The 547-nt window shown below is 65.1% G+C and carries 1 protein-coding gene; it reads left to right on the top strand.

All coding sequences use genetic code 11. The features are described from left to right. Window positions 1-32: 32 nt before the first annotated feature. The coding region (locus RKE40_RS29705; RefSeq protein ID WP_316021747.1) for an NAD-dependent epimerase/dehydratase family protein at window positions 33-547 on the top strand (515 nt) is incomplete at its 3' end.

Below are 547 nucleotides of genomic sequence, written 5' to 3'. Positions count from 1 at the left end.
AGCTACGCGCGTTGTGCCGCGGCGCAGACGCAGTGGTTCATCTGGCCATCGCCTTCCAGCCGATGCGTGACCGCGATTATCTGCGGGCAGTCAATGTCGACGCAGTGCGCACGGTGGCTACTGCCTGTGCGGACGCCGGAGTTCCTCATCTGGTGCACATGTCTTCCGGCGGGGTGTACGCACCAGGGTCGTACGGCGAGAAGGTCGACGAGTGGTGGCCGAGAACGGGGGTGTCTTCGTCGACGTACAGCATGGACAAGGCCGCCGCCGAGGATGTGCTCGACGAGTTCGAGGCAGCGCATCCCGATGTCGCGGTCGCTCGAATCAGGCCGGGCCTGATCGGGCAGTACGAGTTAGGAAGTGCGCTGTTGCGTTACGCCCTACCCGATCTCGTGACGTCGGCAATCGTCGATCATCTTCCGATCCTGCCCATCGACAGGTCGTTCGCCGTTCCCGCCGCCCACAGCCACGACGTCGCCGATGCCACCGTGAGAGTGCTGGATAGGCGTGCAACCGGGCCCTACAACCTCGGCGGCCCGACGCCCGT

It is taken from the genome of Allobosea rubneri (assembly GCF_032464875.1).
GTDB lineage: Bacteria > Pseudomonadota > Alphaproteobacteria > Rhizobiales > Beijerinckiaceae > Allobosea > Allobosea rubneri.
This window is presented reverse-complemented; position numbering and strand designations above follow the sequence as displayed.